The organism is Bradyrhizobium sp. BR 1432 (assembly GCF_051547705.1).
In the GTDB taxonomy this organism is placed as follows: Bacteria; Pseudomonadota; Alphaproteobacteria; order Rhizobiales; family Xanthobacteraceae; genus Bradyrhizobium; species Bradyrhizobium zhanjiangense.
In genome coordinates this window covers 918,668-941,253 of sequence record NZ_JBPUGF010000003.1, presented here as the reverse complement: position 1 = coordinate 941,253, position 22,586 = coordinate 918,668, and the positions used below count along the sequence as shown (strand labels likewise).

21 protein-coding genes and 1 pseudogene are annotated in these 22,586 nt (G+C 59.6%); 11 read left to right on the top strand and 11 right to left on the bottom strand.

Annotated features, from left to right (window positions below; translation table 11 throughout):
- Positions 1–85: 85 nt before the first annotated feature.
- The 3 genes from ACSKB8_RS04500 to ACSKB8_RS04490 all read left to right on the top strand — a co-directional run bounded on the left by ACSKB8_RS04500 (position 86) and on the right by ACSKB8_RS04490 (position 1,975).
- On the top strand, positions 86–406 hold the full coding sequence (locus ACSKB8_RS04500) for a DUF736 domain-containing protein (protein WP_438102793.1): 321 nt from the start codon (positions 86–88) through the stop codon (positions 404–406).
- Positions 407–1,241: 835 nt separating this feature from the next.
- Entirely contained in the window at positions 1,242–1,628 is a 387-nt protein-coding gene (locus ACSKB8_RS04495) for a TSUP family transporter (RefSeq protein WP_438102791.1), read from the top strand.
- On the top strand, positions 1,619–1,975 hold the full coding sequence (locus tag ACSKB8_RS04490) for a TSUP family transporter (RefSeq protein WP_438110392.1): 357 nt from the start codon (positions 1,619–1,621) through the stop codon (positions 1,973–1,975). Before ACSKB8_RS04495 ends, ACSKB8_RS04490 begins: the two co-directional genes overlap by 10 nt.
- A gap of 740 nt (positions 1,976–2,715) precedes the next feature.
- Here the strand turns inward: ACSKB8_RS04490 and ACSKB8_RS04485 are convergent.
- Both ACSKB8_RS04485 and ACSKB8_RS04480 read right to left on the bottom strand, forming a co-directional pair.
- Positions 2,716–3,267: a DUF962 domain-containing protein gene (locus tag ACSKB8_RS04485; protein ID WP_438110390.1), complete on the bottom strand. Its 552-nt coding sequence runs from the start codon at positions 3,265–3,267 to the stop codon at positions 2,716–2,718.
- Between the two features lie 1,104 nt (positions 3,268–4,371).
- The gene (locus ACSKB8_RS04480) at positions 4,372–5,643 is read right to left on the bottom strand and encodes a DUF892 family protein (RefSeq protein WP_438102790.1); all 1,272 of its coding nucleotides are present in this window, start codon (positions 5,641–5,643) and stop codon (positions 4,372–4,374) included.
- A gap of 322 nt (positions 5,644–5,965) precedes the next feature.
- On the opposite strand from ACSKB8_RS04480, the gene ACSKB8_RS04475 reads away from it, so the two are divergent.
- The gene (locus tag ACSKB8_RS04475; RefSeq protein WP_438110388.1) at positions 5,966–6,166 is read left to right on the top strand and encodes a DUF892 family protein; all 201 of its coding nucleotides are present in this window, start codon (positions 5,966–5,968) and stop codon (positions 6,164–6,166) included.
- 64 nt (positions 6,167–6,230) lie between these two features.
- Positions 6,231–6,353: a hypothetical protein gene (locus ACSKB8_RS04470; protein ID WP_438102788.1), complete on the top strand. Its 123-nt coding sequence runs from the start codon at positions 6,231–6,233 to the stop codon at positions 6,351–6,353.
- Between the two features lie 480 nt (positions 6,354–6,833).
- Here the strand turns inward: ACSKB8_RS04470 and ACSKB8_RS04465 are convergent, their stop codons facing one another.
- Positions 6,834–7,205, bottom strand: coding sequence for a low affinity iron permease family protein (locus ACSKB8_RS04465; RefSeq protein ID WP_438102786.1), 372 nt, complete (start codon positions 7,203–7,205; stop codon positions 6,834–6,836).
- 452 nt (positions 7,206–7,657) lie between these two features.
- Entirely contained in the window at positions 7,658–9,472 is a 1,815-nt protein-coding gene (ligD, locus tag ACSKB8_RS04460; RefSeq protein ID WP_438102784.1) for a DNA ligase D, read from the bottom strand.
- Between the two features lie 241 nt (positions 9,473–9,713).
- On the opposite strand from ligD, the gene ACSKB8_RS04455 reads away from it, so the two are divergent.
- From ACSKB8_RS04455 to ACSKB8_RS04445, 3 genes are all read left to right on the top strand, one after another.
- Positions 9,714–10,721 (top strand): PAS domain S-box protein, encoded by a 1,008-nt coding sequence (locus ACSKB8_RS04455; protein ID WP_438102782.1) that lies wholly within the window; start codon positions 9,714–9,716, stop codon positions 10,719–10,721.
- A 439-nt stretch (positions 10,722–11,160) separates the two neighbouring features.
- Entirely contained in the window at positions 11,161–11,382 is a 222-nt protein-coding gene (locus ACSKB8_RS04450; protein ID WP_438102780.1) for a hypothetical protein, read from the top strand.
- A 6-nt stretch (positions 11,383–11,388) separates the two neighbouring features.
- A complete protein-coding gene (locus ACSKB8_RS04445; RefSeq protein ID WP_438102778.1) occupies positions 11,389–11,847 on the top strand; it encodes a hypothetical protein in 459 nt (152 codons plus the stop codon).
- Positions 11,848–11,923: 76 nt separating this feature from the next.
- Here ACSKB8_RS04445 and ACSKB8_RS04440 read toward each other — a convergent pair whose 3' ends face one another.
- A complete protein-coding gene (locus tag ACSKB8_RS04440) occupies positions 11,924–12,538 on the bottom strand; it encodes a LabA-like NYN domain-containing protein (RefSeq protein WP_438102777.1) in 615 nt (204 codons plus the stop codon).
- A gap of 1,567 nt (positions 12,539–14,105) precedes the next feature.
- On the opposite strand from ACSKB8_RS04440, the gene ACSKB8_RS04435 reads away from it, so the two are divergent.
- Positions 14,106–14,240 carry a hypothetical protein gene (locus ACSKB8_RS04435; protein WP_438102775.1) on the top strand — a complete coding sequence of 45 codons (135 nt, stop codon included), beginning with the start codon at positions 14,106–14,108 and terminating at the stop codon, positions 14,238–14,240.
- A gap of 196 nt (positions 14,241–14,436) precedes the next feature.
- On the opposite strand, the gene ACSKB8_RS04430 is transcribed toward ACSKB8_RS04435, so the two are convergent.
- From ACSKB8_RS04430 to ACSKB8_RS04405, 6 genes and pseudogenes are all read right to left on the bottom strand, one after another.
- Positions 14,437–14,814, bottom strand: a complete 378-nt coding sequence (locus ACSKB8_RS04430) for a hypothetical protein (RefSeq protein ID WP_438102774.1) — start codon at positions 14,812–14,814, stop codon at positions 14,437–14,439.
- A gap of 380 nt (positions 14,815–15,194) precedes the next feature.
- Positions 15,195–15,419: a hypothetical protein gene (locus ACSKB8_RS04425; RefSeq protein ID WP_438102772.1), complete on the bottom strand. Its 225-nt coding sequence runs from the start codon at positions 15,417–15,419 to the stop codon at positions 15,195–15,197.
- 1,032 nt (positions 15,420–16,451) lie between these two features.
- Positions 16,452–16,730 carry a patatin-like phospholipase family protein gene (locus ACSKB8_RS04420; protein WP_438102770.1) on the bottom strand — a complete coding sequence of 93 codons (279 nt, stop codon included), beginning with the start codon at positions 16,728–16,730 and terminating at the stop codon, positions 16,452–16,454.
- Between the two features lie 59 nt (positions 16,731–16,789).
- A complete protein-coding gene (locus ACSKB8_RS04415) occupies positions 16,790–17,023 on the bottom strand; it encodes a DUF3551 domain-containing protein (protein WP_438102768.1) in 234 nt (77 codons plus the stop codon).
- A 181-nt stretch (positions 17,024–17,204) separates the two neighbouring features.
- Positions 17,205–19,441: pseudogene (gene glgX / locus ACSKB8_RS04410) on the bottom strand (glycogen debranching protein GlgX).
- Positions 19,442–19,462: 21 nt separating this feature from the next.
- On the bottom strand, positions 19,463–19,744 hold the full coding sequence (locus tag ACSKB8_RS04405) for a hypothetical protein (protein WP_438102766.1): 282 nt from the start codon (positions 19,742–19,744) through the stop codon (positions 19,463–19,465).
- A gap of 338 nt (positions 19,745–20,082) precedes the next feature.
- On the opposite strand from ACSKB8_RS04405, the gene ACSKB8_RS04400 reads away from it, so the two are divergent.
- Both ACSKB8_RS04400 and ACSKB8_RS04395 read left to right on the top strand, forming a co-directional pair.
- Positions 20,083–21,414 carry a hypothetical protein gene (locus ACSKB8_RS04400; RefSeq protein WP_438102764.1) on the top strand — a complete coding sequence of 444 codons (1,332 nt, stop codon included), beginning with the start codon at positions 20,083–20,085 and terminating at the stop codon, positions 21,412–21,414.
- Positions 21,359–22,546, top strand: a complete 1,188-nt coding sequence (locus tag ACSKB8_RS04395) for an NEL-type E3 ubiquitin ligase domain-containing protein (RefSeq protein WP_438102762.1) — start codon at positions 21,359–21,361, stop codon at positions 22,544–22,546. Before ACSKB8_RS04400 ends, ACSKB8_RS04395 begins: the two co-directional genes overlap by 56 nt.
- The last annotated feature ends 40 nt before the right edge of the window (positions 22,547–22,586 follow it).

The window sequence follows — 22,586 nt, the reverse complement described above, 5'->3', positions numbered from 1 at the left end:
GGTGCGTTGCCGATCGTCTTCGGCCGTCAGATCGCCATCGAGGCCGCGGTGGTCGCGGGCTCGAAACAACTCAAGGAGAAGTGACATGGCTAGCATCGGAACTTTCAAAAAGGTCGGCAACGATTTCCAGGGTGAGATCGTCACGCTGAGCCTGCAGGCCAGAGGCGTCCGCATCGTCGCCGAGGCCAACCGCTCAAACGAGAACGCTCCCAGCCACCGCGTCTATGTAGGCCGGGCAGAAATCGGAGCGGCCTGGTCCAAGCGCTCCGAGGAAGGCCGCGACTACCTCTCGCTCAAGCTCGATGATCCCTCGTTCAACGCGCCGATCTATGCGAACCTGTTCGACGATGAAGCCGGCGAAGGCTACAACCTGCTCTGGTCCCGGCCGCGCAAGACCGGCGAGTAAGCCTCGCACCGCCAACGCCCCGCCCGATCTCATCGGGCGGGGCGCCTTCTTCCAGCCGAGGCTAAAAGTGAGACAAAGGCACTTATATCCAGAGGATAGACGATGTTGCCATCTTTTCGTGATGAACACGAGTTTGCTCGAAGCCGACGCCCACACGCCGAATCCGGTTTCTTCTGCGAGGATCGGTGTAAGCGGGCTCTGGGCGATATAATGTGGAGCAGGCCACTCTCGGCCAGCGGGCCGGGACATCATCAGATCTTTTCATAACAAGACGGTGCACTGGGATAAGATGCGGTCGCCAGGCGCGTGGGGTACTAAGGTGGATTGTGCGTGTGGCTGCGCCTATAGGCCGACGCCGCGAAGAGGGCATCGCGCCTCCGCTTTGGGCCAATCTGCGCGATGCTGTATTTGGCACTCGCATGAATACCTTGAGGAGGAAGATAATCTCAGCAGGCCGTCATCCTGGAGAACTATCAATTCTGATGGGGTGCAAAGCCGTCACGTTGACGCATGGTGTTGTGACGTTCCTCAAAACCAGGGCATGCATTCGATTGACGCGTCGCCAGCCAGAGCCAGATAGACAAAGGCTGAACGAACGTTGCAGCATGTTTGTTGTAGCGCGCGATGGCCGGCCTATGCTTTATCAGATCGAAGCCCGTTCGACCCGGTTCTTGGGCACAGTAGATGTAGGGACCGAGGCGAATCGGATCATTTCGACTGCTTTTCGGCGCCTTGCAGCTTTCTTGATGGCAGGCTCTCTGACATACCCGCGAATGCATCAGTATGGAGGGCATGCCGCATCCGCCATTGCGGACACTTTGAAGCGACGATTACAATGCTCACAATCTTCTTTGCTATCATTTCCCTTCTTTACGCAACAGTTGGCCAAGCAGGGGGTACAGCGTTTCTCGCCCTGATGGCGTTTTCGTCATTTCCATCAACTCAGATGCGCCCGACGGCATTGTTGCTCAACATCGTTGCTGCGACGTATTCAACGTGGGTCTTTAATCGCGGTGGCTATGTTGATTGGAAGAAGCTGACACCGCTTGTAATCGCCTCGGTGCCAACTGCCTTAATCGGAGGTCTTACAGTCCTACCCCAACAAATTTATGATGTTATCACCGGTGCCGTCCTTCTAATAGCCGCTGCCGTTTTGTTGCTCGGGCGAGCGAAGGAAGACTTCCAGACCCCGTCGCGCCGTCATGGTGCGCGATTGCAATAGGCGCTGGCGTCGGCTTCGTTTCAGGCGTCACTGGCGTCGGCGGTGGCGTTTTTCTCGCGCCTATCCTGGTCGCATTGCGATGGGCGTCACCCAAACAGGCCGCAGCCTTATCCGCTCCCTTCATTTGGGTGAATTCCGCAATTGGGCTAGTCGGCGCAATTCACGTCGGACAATTGCCTTCACCGCAGACCTGGCTATACGCCCTAGGCGCTTTTGTCGGGGCAATGATCGGAACCACAGTTGGTCTTCGCTGGCTCTCCGACAAGACAACGCGCTACGTGCTTGCCGTTGTACTCGGTGCCGCTGGCATCCAGCTTATGGCCTTTCAACAAAATCAAATTGTTTAGGCCCAGATATATCGCCGCCTTGCGCAGCCGTGTTTTGTGGCTTGAAAGAGCTTAATACTCAAGTGTTCCGTAGGCTTGGATATCGCCACTTACAAGACAGTCAGGTCAAAGGATGGTGGAGACGCCGTTGTCGATGTGCCGGCAGTAAACTGGATCAACGGCACAAAAACGGGCAGCAAAGCGATGGCGTGCAAGCTCGAAGCGGACTAGAGGCAAAGCCGAAGGAGCGGCTGATGCTAAGAACTCTCCAGGAACAACTACGCCAAGTTGAGTGCGATATCGAACTGTACACAGAATTTGATAAGGCTGAGAAAGCTCGGTTCAATCGCAAGTCTTACTTGTGGACCGCAGAAGATCGCATCGAGTGGCAGGGGATACAATCCGACAATGCTCAAAGGCTTCGCGAATTGTTCGAAGAGCGCGACGCTCTGCGCAGGCAGCTGAGCTCGTAAAGGCTTGCTGTCGCAGGTTCCTTCAACTGAAGGCGGGCGAATTGGCGGCCGGGGAGCGAACAGTGTCCGCGCGGTGGGAGGAAAATTCCAGCTTGAACACTTTAAAGATCATGGTGCTCAAGTTACGTAGGCTTGGATCTCGAATCCACAAGATAGCCATCAAAACGTAGCTCGCGAGGGACAATCACCTGCATTGATCCGCGGCGTCTCATCCGATGTCGCGTCTTCACGAAGCCGTGGGGAGATGCGGCGGATGGCTCGCCGGAGCGAAGTGGCAACAAAGCCCTGTTACCGGGGAGACGCTTGGCGAGGCTTGCTGACGATGGTGCGGAGATCGGGCCGAAAGCCCAGCGCGACAATCAACTTCGCCATCACAAACATCGGTCCGACCAGCAGATGGGTAGGATTGTCGACCATCGCCGGCCGCCGCCGCTCGAACACGAAATGACCAATGATCAGGGACAAAACGCCGATCACGGTCAGGACAGCTGTAAGCGACCACATTCCGACGGTCGTCAGATGGTTGAGGATCATGGTCGTGACTGCAAGCAATGCAATCACGATGCCTAGGATCATTACGCCAAGTTCGAGATCGAGCACGAGCCAAAAGATCAGCACCGGCACGAGCGCGATAAACGCCATGTTGATTTGGATCCCCAATACCGTGATGAACCACAGATCGAGAGGAAGACTAGTAGCCAGAAACAAGGACAGGATGCCAACGACGTGCATCGCGCAATTCCAGGGAGCGCGATGATATTCCACGTAATCCGCGAGCAGCCGCCGGAAGTAAGAGCTTAAGAGGCGCTCGCCTCGCCTGTGTTTGCGACGACGGCACAATTTATTATCTAGCAAACCCAATGCTCGCCCCCTGGGAAACATACTGTTGCTTAAGCGCGGTATAGCCTCACGTCAAATCTCCCAAAAACATGATAGTTAGCAGATTCGCGTAACCTGCTTGTCAATGGGCTTTCGAATTTGCCGGCCGCCGGCGTGGCGGCCGTCCCGATGATGCCGCGACGCGTGTGAAGCGCCAGATTTTTCCGGAAGTGTTCGCCAAGGGCGTCAGGGGATCGACAGTCACTCTTGAGCAACTTCATTCACCGACGAACGGTCGCTGAGCCACGCCCTTTTAGGGCCCGCAAATACACCTATCGGCGGGCCGTCGTTACCTTGCTCGAAGGACGGGGCTTCCCAAACATCGACGGCTTGATGGGCGGTCGATACACGCGCGCTGTCCGCGCCTTCTTCGATCGCGAGCAGGGCATTCCCGGTGCGGCTCCAGTTTCTGGCGCCGGATCAGCGGGTGGAATTAGGGGCATGGCAGAGTAGGAAACGCGGGCGGTGATGGTGAAAGGGATGCGCCGGATCAGCCGGATTTGGTCCGTGCACTAATCTCTGTGACCTTTGCCAACGTTCTTTCAAATTCCGATCGGAGATGCTGCTCGTGCGCGAGGTCATCAGGCTCCGTCAGAAAAGCTATCTTGACGAGAAAGCGGTTCAACAGCGAGGCGATTTGAAGATTGTTCGAGTGTTGCGAACGCAACGCCGTCAGCTGTTGACGCACCTCAATGAGGTCCAGAATTTCTCGGTCTGACTGCCTCTTCAGTTGAAGCTCTCGCGAGTGGCCTGCAATTAAGCGAAGCCGCCGCTCCGAATATGATGGCGCGACGGCTTCGCCACTGGGGGATCCGGACGAAGGGCAATGTCCGGCACGCAAAAGGTAGCGCTCTGGCGCGCGTCCGCAATCAAAGCTTCGCATTAAGCTTGATGTCGCGGTGGCGGGTTAATTCTGGAACCTGAAGGGAAGAGCGTGCACTGAGAGCTTTGGCCGAAGCCATTCGGGATTCGGACACAGGCACGAGCTTGCGGACCCCCACGGCTCACGGAGGTGGATACGGGCTGAGCAGATGGCCGCTAGCACTCCGACCATAAGACCGAGAGTTACTCGGCCTGTTCGATAGCCGCGGGCATCTTTGCGACAGACATCAACGATCGAGCCACCTGGTTGAGCAACTGGTCCGCGTTCTCCTCCTCGGCCAGGGACTTTGACAACAAGGCAACGACGGCGCTGTGGCGAAGCTGCTGAGCGAGATTGCGCGCAGTGGTGTAGCCGGCGATCTCATAGTGCTCCACCCGCTGTGCGGCACCGATCAGCGCGAGGTCGGCAGCCGCGTCTTCTTTCTCCTCGCCTTCGGCGATGATCTCCTGGCCTTCTTCGACCAGACCCATCATGCCTTTGCACGGCTTGGCTCGGGCAGACTTGCCAAGGAGCTCAAAGCATTCATTGATGCGCTCGATCTGGCTCTCGGTCTCGGCGAGATGCTGCTCAAAGAGCTCCCGCAACTGGTCGAACCGTGCCGCTTCCGCCATCTTGGGAAGCGCTTTCGTCAGTTGCTTCTCCGCGTGCAGAATATCGCGGAGCTCATCAAGCAGCAGATCGCCGAGACCATTTTCATCCACCGGCGAGGAGCTTTCCGTGACAATGGCGGTCGCCGGACTCGGCTCTCCGGCCTGGATGGCGGGCGATTCCGTGAAAACCCAGTCGCCACCCTCGTTCCAAGGGCCGCGGGTATCGATTTCGCCATGTTCGCCCGTGCCGGTGGAGTCATTGAAGAATTGATTGACAAGGCCGGGTGTTGGCGCGATCCGGCCAATGGTGAAGGCTGGCTTCTCCATGCTCTCGAGCGCGAGCGCGAAGGCCTTTATGTGCGTGATTTCCCGCGTCATCAAGAACTGGAGCGCATCCCTGGTGCCTGCGTCGTCGGAGAAGTTGATCAACCGCTCATAGACGATCTTGGCCCGCGCTTCGGCGGCGATGTTGCTGCGCAGGTCGACGTCGAGCTCGCCGGTGATCTTCAGGTAGTCGGCGGTCCAGGCGTTGCCTTGGGAATTGAATAGGTTCACCCCGCCGCCTCCGGCGATCGCAATCAGAGGGTCGGCCTCCGCCGCCTGACGGTCGAACTTCGAAGGCTTGAGGTGCATGCGGGCAAGGGTGCCGACGACCTCCAAATGGCTCAGCTCTTCTGTCCCGATGTCCATCAGAAGGTCCTTGCGATCCGGATCTTCGCAGTTGAGGCCTTGTATCGAATATTGCATTGCCGCCGCGAGCTCGCCATTCGCCCCGCCGAATTGTTCGAGAAGCATGTTGCCGAAGCGGGGGTCCGGCTCATCGACGCGGACGGTGAACATGAGCTTCTTGACATGGTGATACATGAAAGGCCTCGGGTGTCGGGAGGAAGATCACTCCCGAACGGCAGGCGTTCTGGATTGTTCCTAGAGCGCCGAAAGATTCGGCGCGACCGAACAAGGAGATTGTGATACGGCGCGGTTAAACCGCGCACCCTGCTTAGGAATAGGAACATTGATCTTCGCGTCCTGTTCTTGCCGGCTGAGTTCGACGATTGGATTCAAACTAGGCACGATGGAGAGACAGATGACACAGACGGGGCGCGCCACATCTTTGTGGTTGGCTTGAGCATGCGATGGAGATCCAGGCTCGTGAAATGATGGAGAGGCAGTCCTAACGGCTGGACGAATACCCGGAGGTGAAGGCAAGGTCGCGGCTCACCTTCAGGAGACCAACGAACAGTCGAAGCGGCTGGAGCAGTGTCTCGAGGCTTGCGGAGAGAGCACTTCCACGCTCAAGGACACCGCCCAGTCCGCTCGCTGCCAATGCCGTGGCGATGGCGCACTCCATGGCTGGCGACGAGGTATTGAAGAACACATTCGCCAATAACGCGTTCGAGCACTTCTAGATCGCCGCGTACAAGTCGCTGCTAACGCTGTGCCCGGCGGGCGGCATGGACTCAGCCCGGGCGCCCCTAGAGACTTCGCTGAAGGAAGAAGAGCGCATGGCGGCCTGGATCGATGCCAACCTCGCGAAGGTGACAGTGGAGTATGTAGCCCACGAACGAGCCGCGTGAGGCAGCGAGCAGACCAAGGCGCCGAAGGTGGCTACCGGCTCCGCACCAGCGAGGCCGTCTCGTTGAGCTCTCCGGCGAATGAAATCGCGATACGCAGCACGAGCTGCGCGGAGAATGCGATAGATCTGCAGGACTTCCAGCGCCAGCAGGTCGGATGCCCCATGCGCTCCAATTGATCGATGATTCCCACTCGGCGGGCAATATGCTTGTCGGCTCAGAGCGACTTGCCGCTCCGCTGCACCAAGTGCCGCCGGATGAGCCGCAGGTCCATAACGGAGAGCCTAATCCCGATAGACGGGTAAGCCAATCAATGTACGGGCTACGGATGGGCGATCCGCTTGCATAGGGTTCGGATCAGCCGCTCCGAGCACCGCAGACTGAGCCGATCAGGTCCCGTCGCTGTTCAATCCCCTAGTCCGTCACTTGCGGTCGGCGGCTCCGCCGCTGCTCGCAGGTTTGTCTTGAGAGTGTTTGATCCTCTCAAGCTGATCCTGATCGAATTCTTCTGCGGCCGCGATCTTGTTGCGGGCGCCCTCCACGGCGAGAATCGAGCTCGCTCAACTTGACCTGCAGGGCGAGCGTGTCCCTGTTTTGGGAATGCTGGATCAGGAAAACCATCAGAAAGGTAATGATGGTCGTGCCCGTATTAATGACGAGCTGCCAAGTATCGCTGTAGCCGAAGATCGGTCCGGTAACGGCCCAGAGCACAATAGCCGCGGATGCGAGAATGAACGCGACAGGTTTCCCGGCAAGACGGCCGCATTCACAAGCGAACCAATGAAACCACTCGCGGCTCTTATTCTCCTGACGAGCTTGTAGTGTCTGCAAGTGTGTCCGTGCTGAACCGGTCATGCGATCCTCCGTATCTTGCGGCGGCTGTTGGTTGCGGCAGAAAGCCGTCTTGAGTTGGGACCGGCTATTCCGCGGTCCCTACTTGCCTGCCCCGTTTGAAAGCGCGAAGGCATGATGGCATCACCGCGAAGCTTGTGCGGTCAACGAGCGACAGCTCCTCAGTCGGATATGCTTCCGATATTTTCCAAGCCGTTTCGAGGCGCTCGCCGTAACAGGCTCCATAACGTTCTGCGACCCCTGCCGCCGGGCCCTGGGCAGTTGCGAGGTCTGAGTCAGCACTTGATCCGTGAGAGTACACCATCGATGCTGAGCAGTATGGACTTGGCGAGGTTGTCGCGGTCGCGTTTGTACGCGGCGGCGAACCATACCGAGCTGTCGGCGAACGTGCGCACGTCTTACTCGTCGACCGGATACTCCCAGATCTTGCCGTTCTGTGCGTTCCGCTCAAGCCATTACCTCCGCTTCGCGTGGAATGGATTGTCCATCGTAAAGGCATCCGGCCTGATGCCGCTCTCGATGCGTGTCCAGCTGACGGGCGCGGCCACTGGAAAGCCATCTCGCGCCCGCGGTGAGTAGGCACCGATGGCGGTGGTGCCGCGTCCGTTCCGCAAGTAATCGAGGAAGATCCGGCCGCTGCGCTTGGACTGTGCTGAGAGGATGTAGCGGGCGGGGTTGCGCGTTGCGAAGTCCGAGACGAGCCCTCGCGCGATGCGGTGCGCCTGGTCGTGCAGCATGGGCTGATCCAGCGGGGCCATCAAATGGATGCCCTTGCCTCCGGTCGCCTTCGGCCAGGTGTCGAATCCTTCACGCTCCATCAGCGCGCGGAGCTGAAGAGCGGTGTCGGCGATCGTCTCCCACTCCACGTCATCTCCTGGATCGAGATCGATCACGATGCGGTCGGCGTGCTCGAAGTCATCCACGGTGGAATTCCACGGGTGCAGCTCGACGGCGCCAATCTCGACAAGACCGAGCAAGCCGTCGAGACTGTCGAACCACAGGCGTGTGCCTTGGCCGCCTTCGCGCTTTCGGAGTCGGAGCTGGTGCACAGCGTGCGGGATGTCCTTCGGCAGTGGCCCCTTGTGGTAAAAGGTGGTGCCGTGCACGTGGCGGACGAGCTTGAGCGGACGATTGCCGAGGTGGGGAAGCGCCTTCCTCCACACGCGCTTCCAGTACTTCGCGAGTTCTTCCTTCGAGGGGACGACTGCGTCGGGCAGCAGTTGGAGGATGTTTTCCTTGGGGATTCCAAGCTTCGGCCGTCCGGCGGCCGAGGGGACCAGCCGTGGCGCCTTGACGTTCCTGACGTTGAGGTCGTCGCGAAGTCCCTTGAACACGGCCTCGCGTAGCAGGCCGTCGTCCGTCAACGCGCCATATTCGACCTCAGCGTTTACCTTCGGTTCGACCCAGGTGGCTTTCGGCTTTTTGATCCGGACGTCCAGCGGCGACGTCCGCCGGATCAGCGGATCCAGCCGCTCGCGTAGCTCACGCGCGGTGGCCTCCGTGTATCCGGTGCGGACCTTGCCAGCATAGCGCAGCTTGCCGTGTTCACGGCGACCCACGTAGAGCGAAGCGACCTTGCGGGGGTGAGCCCCAAGCTTCTCCACGAACGCCACGATTGGAAAGGTTTCGCTCTTCTTGCATTTGAGCTTGATCCAGGTCTCCTGCCGGCCCGAACGGTAGGGCTGACCAAGCCGCTTGGCGATGACCCCTTCCAGGCCCAGCTTGCACCCGTTCTGAAAGATTTGGTCGCCGTCGGCTTCCAGGCTTTCGACATAGAGGAAGGTCTCAGGTGCGTGCTTGAGCAGGCCTTGCAGCAAACGCTTGCGATCCTCATACGCAACGGGACGCAGATCGTAGCCATCGAGGTAGAGCAGATCGAATGCGTGGTAGCGCACACGCTCGCTGCGCTTCTTGCCGAGCTCGCGCCGGAGCTGCTGAAAGTCCGGCAATCCACCGCTGCCGTAAACCACAGCCTCGCCGTCGATGATCGCGCTGTTTGCTTTCAACTGGTGCGCGGCGTTGGCAATTGACGAGAACTGCTCGGTCCAATCGTAACCCGTGCGGGAGTAGACTTTGACTTCGCCGTCGTGGAGGTGCAGCTGCGCGCGGTAGCCGTCGGCCTTGATCTCATAGACCCAACCTTCGTCGCGCGGTGGTTTCTCGCGCAACGTGGGATCACATGGTTCGATGTAACCTGGAATAGCAGCTTTGCGCGCTCCCGCGACGCGCGATACTCCCGAACGAGGCTGACGCAACGCTACGGCACACATGCGGATTCAACGCGTCCTGGCCGATTCGTTCCCTCTTGGCGTCGGCTCTGGTGAATGCGATCGAGTTCGCCTCGGCTGATCGGGTATTAGGTTGAGGCGCTACACGCCGCTTGCGAGAGTCGCCGCGCATTCGGCGGCCGGCGTCCGAAGCCTCAAGGGACTCGTCGCGGCCCTCGCGTTTGGTGCTATGATTGGACCCGCCAACGGCACTGCAGCATTTGGATTTTGGAGGTTCTCAGTGATGCGTAAAGACGAAGCGGAACTTCAAAGCAAGCCTCTCGTCAGGGAGCCGGCTCTGGAACGTGCCGAGCTCTTGGCCAATCTGCTGGCCTCCATAGTTGAATCGAGCGACGACGCGATCGTTAGCAAGAATTTAGATGGCATTATTACAAGCTGGAACAAGGCGGCTGAACGCATCTTCGGCTACTCAGCCTCGGAGGCGATCGGTCAGCCCATTACACTTGTGATCCCGCAGGATCGGCAAAGCGAAGAGCGTGAGATTTTAACCCGCATCCGCCGAGGTGACCGCATCGACCATTTTGAGACTGTTCGGCGACGTAGGGATGGTAGCTCAATCATCGTCTCGCTGACCGTTTCTCCTGTCAAAGATGCCGTCGGCAACATCGTTGGCGCTTCAAAGATTGCTCGAGATATTACCGAGCAGAAACGAGCTCAGGAGCAGATTAGCGTTTTGGCTCGCGAGGCGGAGCACCGAAGCAAGAATATCCTCTCGAACGTACAGGCGATCATTAATCTTTCTCAGTCTGATACCTCCGAAAGCCTCAAGGAAGTGATCAGCGGCCGCATCCAAGCGATGGCAAATGTTCACTCCCTGTTTGTTGAAACGCGTTGGATAGGAGCCGAAATCTCAGCGATCGCCAAGCAGGAGCTGGCCCCTTATCTCGATGAATGCCACGACACGCAGGTTCGGATGGAGGGTCTGCAAATAGTATTAGAACCCACCATTGCGCAGGCGATTGCTGTGGTCTTACACGAGCTAGCGACCAATGCCTCCAAGTATGGAGCGCTATCTGACGCTAACGGCCAGATTAGGTTGACGTGGTCGCGCAGTGAGGATGGGCAACTAGCGCTCCGCTGGACCGAATTGAGCGGTCCGAAGGTAAATGCGCCCGAACGCATGGGATTTGGTAGTCGCCTCATCGAAGGAACGATCGGCCAACTAGGTGGCAAAACGCGGTTTGACTGGCGCGCGGAAGGGCTCATTTGTGAAATCGCCGTTCCGACGTGAAATGAACTGCGCTTTCGCGGCTCTCAGCCGCGGCAAGGCCCTTTGCAAACGTCAAGCCCTGGAGATGTTTCGTCTGCTTGCGATGAGAGAGCGGATAAGGTGCAGCTGGCAGTTGATCATCTTGGGAACACGTTGATTATTGGAATCCAGGCTTGAGGGGTGAACAAGCTTTCAATCTAATGCTGCAAGCTGCGCGGCAGTACCTAGCCGTTCGATTCGAGAGCCCAGAGCCACTCCGCCCACGCTGCCGCGAGATCGCAGATTTCGACATTCAATCGAGCAATGATTAGAAGCGATCGTCCGGCAGGCCTTATCAGGCGGATACACTGTCCCGCGCCGATGAGGCAGCGCGATGGAAAGTCTCACGGGCGTCTTTGAGAAGTTAGGAACGAGCTCTCGGCTTCCACATTCTTTCTGAGGTGCAATCGGGAGCCTCAGCATGGCAACGCAAATCGTGATGGATCACAGCGGCGACAGCCGGCACTTCTTCGACAACTCCAGTGCAGATGCCTTGGCAGAAGCCGAGAAGCTTTTTCGGAGATTTACAGGCAAAGGGTATATCGCGGCGGTGCGGAACGGGCCGGGCGAGGTAACCAGGATCACCACTTTCGATCCGACCGCCGAAGAGACGTTGTTCTTCCCGCGGCTCGTCGGCGGGTGATATCAAGTGAGGAGAAAGATTGGTCGCGTCGGCCGGTGGCCGCTTCGAAGCCTGGCTGTTGGTAGGCTCTATCAAGCAGCTAAGGACGAGAAAACGATTCAGGCTCGTGCGCTGCGACTGCTGCGTTCTTGGCTTTCGCCCCAGCAAAGGGTCGAGTTCGATGCGAAGGGCTACTTCGACGTCGTAGGATGCGATACCGGGAAGCGATACCGCATCCGGCGGGGGACGTTCGGTAACGTCAACGAGATCGACGAATACGGGCGGCTCGGAACCGGGTGGTGTTTCGTCCCGCTGGGCGGCTTGGTCGAGGGCGACGTCATGCTCGCCCAGAAAATAGCTCTCGAAACGGACGAAGAACGCGCCTTGAACATCGCCAACAGCTTCCCGGGGCCTGTCCAGTGGCGCCTACCCGTTAGTCGTTCCTCGGAGGGAGGAAGTTCGCGCGTACGCCTTTATCCCAGCTAGAGCCCGCTTGAGGAGCTCGCAATCAAGAGACCCGCCCTAATCCACCGCCCATATGACCCGACGCAGCGAGACCGATTCACTCCGGTGGGTCATTCCCTTTCGGCTCTTGTAACAACTTCGGCGGACGGCCCCGCGGCTCGCGATCGCGCGGGGCGGGGCGTTCGGACGGGTCGCGGCCGAGCTTGGATTGCAGCTCGACGAGGTCGGTGAAGACGTCGGCCTGGCGGCGCAGCTCGTCGGCGATCATCGGTGGCTGGCTGGCGATGGTGGAGACCACGGTGACCCGCACGCCGCGGCGCTGGACGGCCTCGACCAGGGAGCGGAAGTCGCCGTCACCCGAGAACAGCACCATCTGGTCGATATGCTCGGCGAGCTCCATGGCGTCGACCGTAAGCTCGACGTCCATGTTGCCCTTGACCTTGCGGCGGCCGGAGGCGTCGATGAATTCCTTGGTCGCCTTGGTGACGACGGTGTAGCCGTTGTAGTCCAGCCAGTTGATCAGCGGGCGAATCGAGGAGTATTCCTGATCCTCGATGATCGCGGTGTAGTAGAACGCCCGAAGCAGCGTTCCGCGGCTCTGAAACTCCTTCAGCAGGCGCTTGTAATCGATGTCGAAGCCCAGAGTTTTCGCCGTCGCGTAGAGATTGGCCCCGTCGATGAAGAGCGCGATCTTGTTGGTAGGAGAGGGCATTTGCCGTTTACAGAAGCTAAGTGATGAATTGAAGATGCCAGGATTTGCGCGCTCAGCGGGAAGAAGCGATCGCGCTTCATACAGATAATCAACGGAGGTTTTGAGCGCCAGATGGGACAGCTCGAGGCGCTCAAGCCTGCTTCGGAACTCGTGCTGTAGACGAAAGTTGTTCTGTCAAATTTGTCATTTTTGCTGTCCATTCCAGAAGCTTTTTGAGGCTAGTCGCGTCATGACGTCTGGCGATTTTGCTCTCTTCGAATTCTCCATCAGCAGGCGCGGCCGCACTTGGCGGTGGTCTGTCTCAGATCAATGCGGGAATCTTCTGTTGGCGGGAAATGAGCGCAGCCGGCCTGGGGCGCAATACATGGCTGCCCGCGCCATTTTCCAGTTTTTGTTGACAGCCCCTTATCGCAATCGACCGGGTTTAAGGCAGCGCCGTCGGCACCCTCGCATCCACACGAATGCCAGGATGCATTTCGATCCAAGGTAATAGGCCGAAGAGGAGATCACAGCCTTCGCGGTCGCCCAATCCCCGAGAGCTTCCAGGCCGTCCCGTCGAGATGCATGCTGACGCTATTTGCGTCCTGTCCCGGCAACGTTTTCTTCTCAAACTGAGTGCCCAGTCGGTCTCAACTGTGCAACGGCCATGCCACAGGTGTGCGACACGTGCCCGCCGGTTCACGCTGGCGGGCCTCTGTGCTAGCAAATTTGGCGTGCCCCGCCGATCGTGCGGAACGTCGTGGCACCGGCCGCAGGCGCTGTTCCAGATCGGCGCCTGCGGCTTTCGTTGGCACCTTCTTCAAGCGGGCAGATTATTCGGCAATGAGCGACGCCGCCGCGAGATACTTCCGCCAAGCGAAGGACTGCCTCGATGAGGCAGAGAAGGCCACAAGCCCGGCCGATAAGGAGGCTTGGCTAAAGCTGGGGGAACAGTGGCTGGCGATGGCGGAGAAAGCTCAAAGATCGCGTCCCAGTCCCCGAAGTGAATATCCCATGGTGACGCGAGTCTAGATCGGCTCTAAGCTAGTTCCGGCTTCGGAACGGCTGTTTTGGAAGAAGATCATGAGCGTATATCGAGCTAACATAATTGGTGCCGATGGACACATCGAGCTGCGGATTGACCTCGATGTGCATGACGAGGCAGCCGCGAGGGAAAGAGCCAAGCAGCTTGTTGACGGGCACGCTGTAGAGCTCTGGGAAGGCGCGACCAAAATCGAGACGTTCGAGCCCGAGTAGGCCCGCCCAGTTGGGCGGCCTGTCTGGTTCACCCTGGCAGGCCCCATTGTTCTCGTTTCACGAAATGTTCTTGCGCATCGTCCAAGTACCGTTCGTGTTTAAGCCCCGGTGTCCTAAGTTGAATTTGGAAAGTGTTCAAATTTCCCGAAGGAACGAATGTTCTCTTTGACACTTAAGGGGCTGGTAGCCGAACGGCGGTGCAGCCGTTGCTGAGGCTATGGGCCAGGCCTCCTGGGCACACCGGGTCCGCCTTGCTCAAGGCCGCCTCAGCTGGGCGCCGTTCTCTTGATCTGGCTCAAGCGATGCCCCCTCTGCGACAGTCCATCAGGCCATGCCTGACCCCGAAAAACGGACCGAGTGCAAGGAAGACAAGTCGTCGCCCCTGGACGAGGCGCGTCGGGTTATTGAAGAGTACGCTGCCAACCTGCGCGAGATCATCAGACGGCTACGCCAGAAGATGAACTAAGGCCGTTTTAGCTTTTCACGTTGGCGGGCCGCAAGCGCGAAACCGGTGCTCTCCGGAAGAGTACTGACAATGTCCGGAAACGAACATAACGGCGCTTCGACCGTGAGTAAGCTCGGAGCTGCTTGATCCTCCCCAAGGTCCAAGCACCCCAACGGCCCCGGCCTCCCACTCCACCCCATGGCCGGGGCCGTCATCGTCAGAGCTCGCGTGTCATCGCGGGATGGCCTCGGCTGTTCACCGTGATCCCGTGCTTCTGCCGACCGCCGCGGTACGGCCGATCGCGATGATTGGAGACCAAACCCTCAAGTCCCATGGGGCAGGCCGCCCGAAATAGGTCAGACCCCATCTCGCCTCGTTCGAAAGGGGCCACGCCGATCCCGTCCGGCCGCCGCGCCAATAGCTGCTCCAAGTTTGCTTTGAGCATGTGGAGGGCGAGGGACCGCAAATCATCGCCGCCTATGACGAGGATATCGAAGGCGTGGAGTTGCACCTCGTGGTCGGGTTGCCGGCTGTGGAGCGCGTTGAAGCCGCTGATGCCGCCCACCCCAAGGATCACGGCCCCGTCGTCGATCACAAAGCACTTCTGCCGGTTCTTCCGGGCGGCCTCAGCAATTCAGGGGTAGCGCTTCGTCCAGTCGGTACCGTTGCGAGAGAGCAAGCGCACGCGCTCGTTCTCCCGGATGACCAGCATCCGATAGCCGTCGTGCTTGCTTCGCAGCAGTGGCCGCAGAGCTCGTACGCCATACGCATGAAACGCAGATAGGCACCACTTACGAATCCTAGCCGATAGGGCAAGTTCCTAATCGGAACAGTGCTGAAGCGAACAGAGGAATACGGTGACCTGGGAATAGGCTCGTTCTCGCTTGGCCCTTGCTAGCGTAAGGACCAGGCAACCTCCAGCGGCCCCGGCCTACGACATTCCTCTCTACCTGGGCCGGGGCCGTCCAACTGCCATCATGGTCCCATCGCTGCCGGCGCGCAGGATGGCGCCGCGCTGGTCACACGCCACAGATGAACCGCGGCTCGAGTTACGACAATATCGTCCGACCACTCGTCAACGACCATGGCCGAAAGCTTCACCCTGTGGCCACAGCGATAGTCCTGACAGAAGGCGATCAAGTCGCGCACGCCGCTCGAACGCAACTCGCCGAGCGTTCCCTCGCGCTCGCCGAGCTTCATTCCTGCTGACACAAGGGGGGCAAGATCCTTTCTTAGCTGATCGAGCTGCTTCTCAATGCTGCTTGCCTATGGTGCCAGTCCACCACCATGGTCGCTCCTCTGACCATCACAATCAAAGGGCGACGACCAAAGGGCGCGTAAGCACCCTCGGTTGGCCAATTGCCAAACCACCGCCTCGATCACCAGGACGAGAATGCAGATCGTCGTGCGGCGGCCGATGCGGTTCATCGTTTCTTGCGGGAGCGCAAGGGATGAGCCTGGAAGGTAGGCAATATTATTTTTTCAGAATAAGCCCCATTGCGCGCGCCATTCGCCTCACGGATCCGGTGTGCCGACCTAGCGCCGCCGCTATCTCCGACACGACCTGACGACGCGCTAGCCAGGCAAGTCGCTTCCGCTCTGCCTCAGTCCATTCCTTCGGTTTCGACGATCTCATTTCGAAATGATCGAATGAGCTCAACGCGATCGATATTGGAAAATTTACGGGTGGAGGTGCGAAACCGCCCGGGGGTGTCTTAACGCGCCTCAAGCCGGCCAACGTTAGTGCAATACGCGAGCGAGCTCGGCGAGCCGGACCTTCTCAGTGTTATTATCCTAGTTTCTCCTACTGTTCTTATGTTTGGTCTGGCACCGTTCGTACTTGGTCCAAATTTCCCATTGAATGCCCAGGGACCTAGTTGCCGAAAAAGCTGCAATGTGCCGCTCTCGGTGAAGATCGAGTCGGTCAGCTTCGTAGAAGCGAAGCCAACGCCGGAAATGTAGATAACCTTCCACCTTCAACCGGCGTCTCGTTGCCGGCCCGGTCTGGTCACTCCAAGCTAAGGCTGCTACGCGAGTCGAGGGCTTCATGGAACGGGAGTGGCTTCAGAGCATGTCTGTAGACGAGCTGTGGCGACTCCACACAATGGTCAATGACGTTCTCGCGGGGAGGATCATTGCCAAAAAGGAAGAGCTGGAACGACGGCTTGGGCTACTTAGCCGAGGCGGCAGCACTCCCGCAACTAGGTTTGACCCTAAGGCATGATCCCGCCCTCAGTTGGTCATCTGTTGACGTAGCTCAAGAATACTATTCCGGTCGTGCATAGAACTCAGATGACGGGCGGCATGCCCACGACTGCGCAAATTCCGCAGTCGATCGGCATTTGAGCTTCCCGCTATCAGCGCGGCCGCGATCGCGCCCGCCGATGAACCCCTCACCCAGACGATCGACAGCGCGAGACCGGTCAAGGCTTCGAACACTCCACCATGATGGGCACCAAGGCCCAGACCGCCGGAGAAGACAACGGCCGTAAGGCATCGCTCCGGGTTCATGATGCGGCTCGGCTTAGTGGCGTGATTCAGTTAGGACAGCCACAGCTTCGAAAAGCAGCCTAGCGGTATCCTCTATAACGGCGTGCATAATAACGCGGATTGACCCCGCAATAGGCGTTCGTTCCAGATGCGCTCGCCATGCACTGAGCATAACTCGCAAATTGACAATTGCCGGGATAGCCCCAAATACGGCCCTGAAGGCAATAACGATCCTGTGCGACGGCGTCCGTCGAAGCGCCGAAGCTCGCCAAGACCGCAGCGGCGGCGGCAGCCATGAGTAAACGATGTTTCATGCGAATCTCCAATTTCGACATTGAACGCCGGCTTTGAAGCGGCGTTCCAAATGCTCCTCAGTCCGCATATGGAGTTGCCTGGGAAGAGGCATCTGCTTGCCGAGGTCTCGGCGATTCTGGGGGCTCGACATCGTGTCCGGGCGAGATGGATCGCTGATCAGCCGTGTCGAGACCGGTCTATCTAGCCAGACAGAGGTGTGTCTGCGATATCCAAAAGTGCGCCAAGACCCTGCCGCAGGCGTCGCGTCGCGATGTTATCGTTGGCAAGCCCAAACACCAACAGGGATCGCCCCGTCACCGCGTAGGCGTGCCCGAACTCGAACTCGACCATCCGCGCGTCCGGCTGGTTGGTGTCGATCAGGCCCAACCAACTAAAGCCATCTGCCACGGCCGGCAAGGTGAAGGTCACGACGTCATGGTGCGCGTTGTAAACCAGCAGCATGGTCGCATCAGAGCCGCGGCGCTTGATTCCGGTCTCCTGCGCGCGTCCATCGAGCAGCATCCCGAAGCACTTGGTATTGCCGTCCTGCCATTGCTCCGTAGTCATCTCCTCGCCGGATGGTGATAGCCAGGTCACGTCCTTGACGTCGAGCTCCTCATTGTGCGAGCCAACCAGGAAGCGACTGCGGTACAGAATGGGGAATGCTTTGCGTGTCGCGATCAGCTTTCGCGCAGATTCGCGCAGGTTGCGGCCGTTCGCGGTGATGCGCATCCAATCGAGCCAGGTCGTCTCGTTGTCCTGGGCGTATGCGTTGTTGTTGCCCTTCTGGGTGTGCCCGAACTCGTCGCCGGCCAGCAGCATGGGTGTGCCATGGGAGAGCAGCATCGTCGCAAGCAGATTCCGTTTCTGGCGCTCGCGCAAGGCCGTGATCTCGGGATCATCGGTCGGACCCTCGACGCCGCAATTCCAAGAATGGTTGTTGCTGTGACCGTCGCGATTGTCCTCGCCATTCGCCTCGTTGTGCTTGTCGTTGTACGAGACGAGATCATTCAGATTGAAGCCATCATGCGCAGTGACGAAGTTGACGCTGGCCCACGGCCGGCGTCCGCGCTTGTTGAAAAGATCACCCGACCCCGAAATGCGTTTGGCAAAGTCGGCGATCGTGCCGGGATCGCCCTTCCAGAAGGCGCGCACGGTGTCCCTGAACTTGTCGTTCCACTCCGCCCATCCCGGCGGAAACTGGCCGACCTGATAGCCGCCCGGGCCGATGTCCCAGGGCTCGGCGATCAGCTTCACGCTGGAGAGCACGGGATCCTGGCGGCAGGCATCGAGAAAGCCGCCGCCTTCGTCGAAGCCGTAAGGCTCCCGCGCCAGGATGGTTGCGAGGTCGAAACGAAAGCCGTCGACCCGCATCTCGGTGGCCCAATAGCGCAAGGAGTCGGCGACCAGCTGGAGCACGCGCTGATGCGAGAGGTTCACGGTGTTACCGGTGCCGGTATCGTTGATGTAGTAGCGCCTTTCGTCCGGCAGCAGGCGGTAATAGCTGGCGTTGTCGATGCCCTTGAATGATAGAGTTGGGCCGAGTTCGTTTCCTTCCGCGGTGTGATTGTAGACGACGTCGAGAATGATCTCGATGCCATGGGCATGGAACTGGTTGACCATGGCCTTGAACTCGTTCGCAAGCGGCGTCTTCAGGTAACGCGGCTCCGGTGCAAAGAAGGCGATGGAATTGTAGCCCCAGTAGTTACGCCGGCCTTTCTCGACCAGATAGCTGTCATCGACGAAAGCATGGATCGGCAATAGCTCCGCGCTGGTAATGCCGAGCGACCGCAGATAAGTGGGAACCTCCGAATGCGCGAGGCCCGACAACGTGCCCCGGTCCGCTTCCGGAACGAGCGGATGCAACTGGGTAAACCCCTTGACGTGTATTTCGTAGATGATCGTCCGCTCCCACGGCACTTCCGGTTTGCGCGCCGCGCCCCAGGTGAAGGCCGGGTCGATGACCCGGCACTTCTGCATCAAAGGCGCACTGTCGCGGTCGTCGTAGGAGAGGTCCTTCTCGGCATGATCGAGCTGGTAACCGAACAGCTCTGGCCCCCAGTGCAGATGCCCGACCAGCTGTTTGGCATAGGGATCAAGCAAGAGCTTGTTGGGATTGAACCGGTGTCCCGCGTCGGGTTCGTACGGGCCATGGACGCGGTAGCCATAGACCGTGCCCGGACGGGCAGATGGCAGATAGCCGTGCCAGACTTCGTCGGTATATTCGGGGAGTTCGATCCGCTCCAGCTCGGTCTCGCCCGTGTCGTCGAACAGGCAGAGCTCAACTTTGGTGGCATGGGCCGAAAACAGTGCGAAGTGACGCCTAACCCATCCCAAGTGGCGCCTAGCGGAAACGGCTTGCCCTCGGTGATCCGGGAGCGGCGCAGGCTTGAAGCCGCCCGTGTCAGGGCGTGGTCTGAATGTATTGGTTCATCCATCTTCGCCCCCGAACTAGCCCGTCAAAATGTCGGCGCGGTCGCCTCGACCTCGGTCGTTACCGGCTCGTTGGCGGCCGCCGAGGCGATCACCGAGGCGGAAGGCACCTTGGCCGGCTTGGCCAGCGCGGATGCTCTTTGCAGCGCGGCCTCTTTGCTGATAGCTGAAATCGAGTTGCCGATCCGCCCGACGATGCTGGTCAGCTCCGCGTCGGATAGTCTGAGACGCTTTTTGACGAGGCGCACCTGGGTGCGGTCGGTCAGGTCGAGCTTGTTACGGATCGGCTGCGGTTTCGGGCGGCGCATGGCGACAGGTCCTGTTTAGGACTGTAACAGCCGCGCGTCTAATTCCGTTCCTCCTCGTGCTGCAAATGGCCGGCTCCGCACCCAGGAGGAACGAACGTGCACAGCTCTGCTTTGTCGTCCAGCCGAGATGCGGGGCGAAAGGGACGGGGGCAAAGACTGGGAACGGCCAAACAAAGTCGGTGCCACGGTCCGCAGATCGTCGATCATGGGTCTCGTTCAACATGTGGGCGCCCACGATCATGCTGATTCCTCGTCAGCTTCTCGAAAGCTAAACCTATTAGCGAGAACGTGTTTATCCAGATCCGGCGTCAACTGCTTAGATCTGCCAGGAGAATGGGATGGATCCGTTCAACAAGCTCAACCCCTTCGAGGCGTCGGGCGTCGAGCGGACGCATGACGACGCGCTGCAAACGCAGCAGGCGGACCAAGCGGGCTTTCAGCAGCACCTGAACGAGTTTCATCCGCACGAGCGCCAACCTCCCAGTTCAAATCGCCTCGGCCAGCCCTATCTTGTGTCGAACAGAGATGCAGAGCAGTTGAGCATGCCGCACGAGGATCGCGTCGGGCAGAGCACCTCGCGGTCGCCCTCGGATCCGGCCTCTGAACAAGGGGGCAATCAGAATGTGCTTTTTGCGGCCGCGGATCACCATGGCCAGTTGCCGGCCGGCAGTTTCAGCCTGACAGATTGCTGGCACGTGATGGATGCAGTTGCCGATTGGCCGACGCATAGTGTCGATCAGGAGGAGCATTCGTGGGCTGAGGCCGATGATGTGGTGGCGGAGTGGCCAACGTCCGGCGTGATTCCTTGGGAGCAAAATCTCGCGGCATCGAACCCCGGCCGACACTCCCGGCCGGGCGACGGCAATACTTCAAGAGGAGGCCCCTGGCTCGCCCCGGCCGCGGCGCAAGGAGCCTTGCACGGCACAGGCCCCTCCACCTCCGGCTCTGCCAGCAATCTGACGGACCTTGAAGACCCCGTCCTCAGCGAAGCGCGGCTTGACGAAATCCTAGACACCTTTGCTGGCGAGCCAGGGCAGACGGAAAACGAGGACCGGCACGAGGCTGTAAGACGAATAAGAGCCTGGGCAGAAGCCGGCGACGTCTATGCACGGCTGGACCTGCCATACCTAGGCTTAACAACATTGCCTGCCGCCTTTCCGCCCGGACTCCAGTCGCTCGACGTGAGCAACAACGAGTTGGTGCACCTGCCCGACACGCTCCCCGCCGGCCTCCGGTGGCTCGGCGCCAGCGACAACCGATTGACCAGCCTGCCCGACACGTTCCCGGCGGGCCTCCAGTCACTCGAAATCGGCAGCAACCAGCTGACTAGACTGCCCGAAACTCTTCCGGAAAACCTTGCGACGCTCGCCGCTGGCAGCTGCCGGCTGACGAGCCTGCCGGATACACTGCCGGCCGGGCTCCAGGACCTCGATGTCCGCGGCAACCTGCTGACCAGCCTGCCCAACGCACTCCCGACCGGACTTCAGACACTTGCCGTCGGCGGCAACCGGCTAACTCAGCCTACCCGAGACCCTGCCGCCCGACCTCCAGGAGCTCGAAGCCGACGGCAACCGGCTGACCAGCCTACCGAACGCCCTCCCTGCCGAACTCCCGTTGCTCTTCGCCCGCGACAACGACCTGACCAGCCTGCCCGACACCCTCCCGCCTGAGCTTCAGAGACTCCACGTCGGCGGCAACAGGCTGACGAGCTTGCCTGAGACCCTCCCGGCCGAGCTCCAGGTGCTCGAGGCACGAGGTAACCGGTTGACCAGCCTGCCGGAGACGCTGCTAACCCAGCTGGGTTTTGGGTGCATGGTTTATGTAGAGGATAATCCGCTGTCCGAGCGGGTGCGGACGAATCTTGCGGGAGCCCTGAATGTCCCAGGCTATAGCGGTCCGCGGGTCTTCTTCTCGATGAATGAGGGAACGGCGGGCGGTTCAGCGCGACCCCTGAGCGAGGTGGTCGCGGACTGGATGGAGGGCGAGCCGGAGGTGATAGCGGCCTGGCAAAACTTCGCCGACGAGGCGGGTGCGTCGGAATATGCGCTTTTCCTCGACAGGCTGCGGAGCACCGTGAATTATGGCAATCCCGACTTTCGAAAAGCAGTAGCCGAGGATCTGCGGCAAGCAGCGATCAGGCCGCACTTGCGCCAGCAGTATTTCCAGCTCGCGTTTGGGGCGAGCGAGACCTGCCAAGATCGCATCACCCTAACCTGGAACGGCATGCAGACAGTACGCCTGAACGCTGATGTCGAGGAAGGGGCCTATGACAATCGTCTCGGCGAGCTCGTCCACCAGGCGCGGGTCCTGTTCCGCCTGGGCGCACTCGAGCCGATCGCTCGTGAGAGGGTCGGCTCGCTCCAATTCGTCGACGAGATCGAGGTCTATCTCGCCTATCAAGTCAAGCTGCGCGAGCGGCTGGACCTGCAGCTCATCGCTCCGGACATGCGGTTCTTTGATGTCTCTTACGTCACCGAGCACGACCTCACCGCGGCCCAGACGAAGGTGCGCAATGAGGAGGCGGCGGGATTCGCCGACTATCTGGCAACTCGCTGGCGACCTTGGGAGACGGTGGTGGGCCGGATTGCCCCCGAAGCCTATGCACAGATGCAGGACCGGCTGATCGCGGCGATGGGTGAGGAGTTCGAGAGCCGCCTCGAGCAACGGCTGGCCGCTCATGACCTGACTGGAAACAGCGATGCCGAGTTGCAGTTCGGAGCAAAGATCCGTGACGAGATCGCCTGCGAGATTAAAGGCGCGCTGATGCGCCAAGTGCTCAGGGACCACGGGGTTGAACTGTGAAGCAGCATTGATTGCGAGAGTCGTGAATCATCATCGCGCT